The sequence below is a fragment of the Algibacter pacificus genome, assembly GCF_008033385.1.
GTDB lineage: Bacteria > Bacteroidota > Bacteroidia > Flavobacteriales > Flavobacteriaceae > Algibacter > Algibacter pacificus.
Genome location: NZ_VOGY01000024.1, coordinates 1 through 5,752 on the forward strand (window position 1 = coordinate 1; position 5,752 = coordinate 5,752).

Below are 5,752 nucleotides of genomic sequence, written 5' to 3' on the forward strand. Positions count from 1 at the left end.
ACTTTTTTTGATTCGTGACATCCCTAAAACCAAACTTAACACTACACATTAATTCGTGAATTCGTGGCTAAAAAGAGATGTTATCCATTTCAGTTTAGAACAAAAAAAATCCTCAACAAATAAATGTTGAGGATTAAAAAAGGCAACGACCTACTCTCCCACAAATGTAGTACCATCGGCGCTAATGGGCTTAACTTCTCTGTTCGGAATGGTAAGAGGTGAGCCCCATCGCTATAATCACCTTAAATTGTTGGTTGTTGGTTTCTAGTTTTTGGTTGTTGGAACAATTTCCAACTAATAACCATGAACTAATAACAATCAACCGCGCTACTTGCGCAAATATCTTAACATATTGAAACAAAAATCATGAACTTATAGTTTTAATAATTCCATTGTATAACTTTTAAAAAAACAGGCGTACAATAAGCCTATGGGTTATTAGTACTACTTGGCTATGACATTACTGCCTTTACACCTATAGCCTATCAACGTGATAATCTCTCACGACCCTTTAAAGAAATCTCATCTTGTGGTGGGTTTCGCGCTTATATGCTTTCAGCGCTTATCCCTTCCAAACGTAGCTACTCTGCAATGCTCCTGGCGGAACAACAGATACACCAGAGGTTTGTCCAACTCGGTCCTCTCGTACTAGAGTCAGATCCACTCAAATTTCTAACGCCCACTGTAGATAGAGACCGAACTGTCTCACGACGTTCTGAACCCAGCTCGCGTGCCACTTTAATGGGCGAACAGCCCAACCCTTGGGACCTTCTCCAGCCCCAGGATGTGACGAGCCGACATCGAGGTGCCAAACCCCCCCGTCGATATGAGCTCTTGGGGGAGATCAGCCTGTTATCCCCGGCGTACCTTTTATCCTTTGAGCGATGGCCCTTCCATGCGGAACCACCGGATCACTATGCTCTACTTTCGTACCTGATCGACTTGTAGGTCTCTCAGTCAAGCTCCCTTATGCCATTGCACTCTACGCACGGTTACCAAGCGTGCTGAGGGAACCTTTAGAAGCCTCCGTTACTCTTTTGGAGGCGACCACCCCAGTCAAACTACCCACCAAGCACTGTCCCTTCCTAAGAAGGTTAGACTCTAGATAAGCAAAGGGTGGTATTTCAACAATGACTCCACAACGCCTAGCGACGCCGCTTCAAAGTCTCCCACCTATCCTACACATTACTTATCCAAAACCAATACTAAGCTATAGTAAAGGTGCACGGGGTCTTTTCGTCCCACAGCGGGTAATCGGCATCTTCACCGATACTACAATTTCACCGAGCTCATGGCTGAGACAGTGTCCAGATCGTTGCACCATTCGTGCAGGTCGGAACTTACCCGACAAGGAATTTCGCTACCTTAGGACCGTTATAGTTACGGCCGCCGTTTACTGGGGCTTCATTTAAGAGCTTCGCCGAAACTAACTCCTCCACTTAACCTTCCAGCACCGGGCAGGTGTCAGGCCATATACGTCATCTTTCAATTTAGCATAGCCCTGTGTTTTTGATAAACAGTCGCCTGGACCTTTTCACTGCGGCCACCCCGAAGGGTGGCGACTCTTCTCCCGAAGTTACGAGTCTATTTTGCCTAATTCCTTAGCCATGAATCTCTCGAGCACCTTAGAATTCTCATCCCAACTACCTGTGTCGGTTTAGGGTACGGGCTGCTTCTCTTGCTTTTCTTGGAAGTCGATTTGCTAGATTATCACCGCGGCCGAAGCCTTAGTGTACTATCGGAGTGTTACCACTTCCTTCAACGCACAATTCCGTCTGTGCGCACTAACTTTTCGCCTCCGTCACTTTTAATGAGAGCAGGTACTGGAATATTAACCAGTTGTCCATCCACTACCCCTTTCGGGTTCGCGTTAGGTCCCGACTAACCCTCAGCTGATTAGCATAGCTGAGGAAACCTTAGTCTTTCGGTGTGCGGGTTTCTCGCCCGCATTATCGTTACTTATGCCTACATTTTCTTTTGTAGCTTCTCCAGCATACCTCACAGTACACCTTCGACGACACTACAATGCTCCCCTACCACTTTTTCAAGTCCATAGCTTCGGTAATATGTTTATGCCCGATTATTATCCATGCCGAACCGCTCGACTAGTGAGCTGTTACGCACTCTTTAAATGAATGGCTGCTTCCAAGCCAACATCCTAGCTGTCAAAGCAGTTCAACCGCGTTTTTTCAACTTAACATATATTTGGGGACCTTAGCTGATGGTCTGGGTTCTTTCCCTCTCGGACATGGACCTTAGCACCCATGCCCTCACTGCTGATCATCATTTTATAGCATTCGGAGTTTGTCAGGAATTGGTAGGCGGTGAAGCCCCCGCATCCAATCAGTAGCTCTACCTCTATAAAACTATAAATCAACGCTGCACCTAAATGCATTTCGGGGAGTACGAGCTATTTCCGAGTTTGATTGGCCTTTCACCCCTACCCACAGGTCATCCGAAGACTTTTCAACGTCAACCGGTTCGGTCCTCCACTGTATGTTACTACAGCTTCAACCTGCCCATGGGTAGATCACACGGTTTCGCGTCTACCACTACTAACTAAGCGCCCTATTCAGACTCGCTTTCGCTACGGATCCGGACCTGAAGTCCTTAACCTTGCTAGCAACGGTAACTCGTAGGCTCATTATGCAAAAGGCACGCCGTCACCCCAGAAGGGCTCCGACCGCTTGTAAGCGTATGGTTTCAGGTTCTATTTCACTCCCTTATTCAGGGTTCTTTTCACCTTTCCCTCACGGTACTAGTTCACTATCGGTCTCTCAGGAGTATTTAGCCTTATCGGATGGTCCCGACTGTTTCATACAGGATTACTCGTGTCCCGCACTACTCAGGATACCACTATATCCACGTTCTTTACTTATACCGGACTATCACCGTCTCTGGTTTGTCTTTCCAAACAATTCTAATTCATTACGCTTCTAATCTCGTGGTCCTACAACCCCAGCATTGCCGTAACAATACTGGTTTGGGCTAATCCGCGTTCGCTCGCCACTACTAACGGAATCACTTTTGTTTTCTTCTCCTCCGGGTACTTAGATGTTTCAGTTCTCCGGGTTTGCTTCCTTGCGGATGACATATCTTCAATATGCCGGGTTGCCCCATTCGGATATCTACGGATCAATTCGTGTGTGCCGATCCCCGTAGCTTTTCGCAGCTTATCACGTCCTTCTTCGCCTCTGAGAGCCTAGGCATTCCCCATACGCCCTTATTTAGCTTATTGTACTTTTTGCTTTTTTAATGAGTTTCGTTATTATTTATTACGATATAATAAATAATAACTTAATTAGATATTGTGCGCTCGTGCTGCACAACTCTAATTATACAATTTTTATATTAACTTAGGTTTTAACACCTATTTTAATTTCATGTATCTTGTTTCAATATGTCAATGAACTTTGTTGCTGTAAGCATTAGGCTTTAAGCTCTATGCTTCTCAGCGTATTGCTTAAAGCATAAAGCTTTTTGCAATCTCTGTGGAGAATATCGGAGTCGAACCGATGACCTCCTGCGTGCAAGGCAGGCGCTCTAGCCAGCTGAGCTAATCCCCCATTTTGAAATTCAGAATTTTGAATTCAGAATTACGAATGTTGAACTCTCTAACTTCCAGAATTTCCTTTCAATATTTTATGAACGTTTCTGTTATAAACTAAATAACTTTAGCTTTTAACAGATTCCCATATTCATGGGAATACTACGCACTTTCGTGCTTCGTAGTCTCAGGCAGACTCGAACTGCCGACCTCTACATTATCAGTGTAGCGCTCTAACCAGCTGAGCTATGAGACTCTACTAAATTGTTTTTTTAAATTAACAGCTTTGAGAATAAACTATTTTTTATAATAGTTTGTTGATACTTAATTAATCGTCTTTCTCTAGAAAGGAGGTGTTCCAGCCGCACCTTCCGGTACGGCTACCTTGTTACGACTTAGCCCTAGTTACCGATTTTACCCTAGGCCGCTCCTTGCGGTGACGGACTTCAGGCACTCCCAGCTTCCATGGCTTGACGGGCGGTGTGTACAAGGCCCGGGAACGTATTCACCGCATCATGGCTGATATGCGATTACTAGCGATTCCAGCTTCACGGAGTCGAGTTGCAGACTCCGATCCGAACTGTGATAGGGTTTATAGATTCGCTCCTTCTCGCGAAGTGGCTGCTCTCTGTCCCTACCATTGTAGCACGTGTGTAGCCCAGGACGTAAGGGCCGTGATGATTTGACGTCATCCCCACCTTCCTCACAGTTTGCACTGGCAGTCTGGCTAGAGTTCCCGACATTACTCGATGGCAACTAACCACAGGGGTTGCGCTCGTTATAGGACTTAACCTGACACCTCACGGCACGAGCTGACGACAACCATGCAGCACCTTGTAAATTGTCCGAAGAAAAAACTATCTCTAGTCCTGTCAATCTACATTTAAGCCCTGGTAAGGTTCCTCGCGTATCATCGAATTAAACCACATGCTCCACCGCTTGTGCGGGCCCCCGTCAATTCCTTTGAGTTTCATTCTTGCGAACGTACTCCCCAGGTGGGATACTTATCACTTTCGCTTAGCCACTCAGTCCGAAAACCGAACAGCTAGTATCCATCGTTTACGGCGTGGACTACCAGGGTATCTAATCCTGTTCGCTCCCCACGCTTTCGTCCATCAGTGTCAATACATTATTAGTGATCTGCCTTCGCAATTGGTATTCTATGTAATATCTATGCATTTCACCGCTACACTACATATTCTAACCACTTCATAATGATTCAAGATAACCAGTATCAAAGGCAATTTTACAGTTGAGCTGCAAACTTTCACCTCTGACTTAATTATCCACCTACGGACCCTTTAAACCCAATGATTCCGGATAACGCTTGGATCCTCCGTATTACCGCGGCTGCTGGCACGGAGTTAGCCGATCCTTATTCTTACAGTACCGTCAAGCTGCTACACGTAGCAGGGTTTCTTCCTGTATAAAAGCAGTTTACAACCCATAGGGCAGTCATCCTGCACGCGGCATGGCTGGATCAGAGTTGCCTCCATTGTCCAATATTCCTCACTGCTGCCTCCCGTAGGAGTCTGGTCCGTGTCTCAGTACCAGTGTGGGGGATCCCCCTCTCAGGGCCCCTACCTATCGTAGCCATGGTAAGCCGTTACCTTACCATCTAGCTAATAGGACGCATACTCATCTTTTGCCGTAACCTTTAATACATAAGTCATGAAACTAATGCATACTATACGATATTAATCCAAATTTCTCTGGGCTATCCCGTAGCAAAAGGTAGATTGTATACGCGTTACGCACCCGTGCGCCGGTCGTCAGCAGTAGCAAGCTACTCTGTTACCCCTCGACTTGCATGTGTTAGGCCTGCCGCTAGCGTTCATCCTGAGCCAGGATCAAACTCTTCATCGTTAAATTTTTAAGTGTTTCCACTTTTACTTTTAACAACTAATCAGAATCTCTAGTACTCAAAATGGTCTATTCTCTTTGTTAAATTAATTCGTTTCCAAACTAATTTTTACGCTGTCAATTCAATATGTTTATGAACTTTTTCTCTTTCTTTTCTAAGCCTTTTACCGCTTAGCGGGTGCAAATATAAAACCCTTTTTTAACTCTCACAACAATTATTTAACTTTTATTTTAAAAAGATTTAAAACCTCTTCTAAATATGAATCCAATAATTTTATTATGAACTTTTTGCTAATTACTTTAACGTTTTTAGCGGCTGCAAACTTACAACCTTTTATTAAA

General features: G+C 44.8%; 2 tRNA genes and 3 rRNA genes. All 5 read right to left on the reverse strand.

Annotated features, from left to right (window positions below):
- Positions 1-137: 137 nt before the first annotated feature.
- Positions 138-245, reverse strand: a 5S ribosomal RNA gene (gene rrf / locus FQU21_RS17000).
- Positions 246-418: 173 nt separating this feature from the next.
- A 23S ribosomal RNA gene (locus tag FQU21_RS17005) occupies positions 419-3,238 on the reverse strand.
- Positions 3,239-3,492: 254 nt separating this feature from the next.
- A tRNA-Ala gene (locus tag FQU21_RS17010) sits at positions 3,493-3,566 on the reverse strand.
- A 163-nt stretch (positions 3,567-3,729) separates the two neighbouring features.
- Positions 3,730-3,803 (reverse strand) — tRNA-Ile (locus FQU21_RS17015).
- A 90-nt stretch (positions 3,804-3,893) separates the two neighbouring features.
- Positions 3,894-5,413: ribosomal RNA gene (locus tag FQU21_RS17020) — 16S ribosomal RNA — on the reverse strand.
- Together the 16S, 23S and 5S rRNA genes with 2 tRNA genes alongside form the textbook arrangement of a ribosomal RNA operon.
- Positions 5,414-5,752 lie beyond the last annotated feature (339 nt).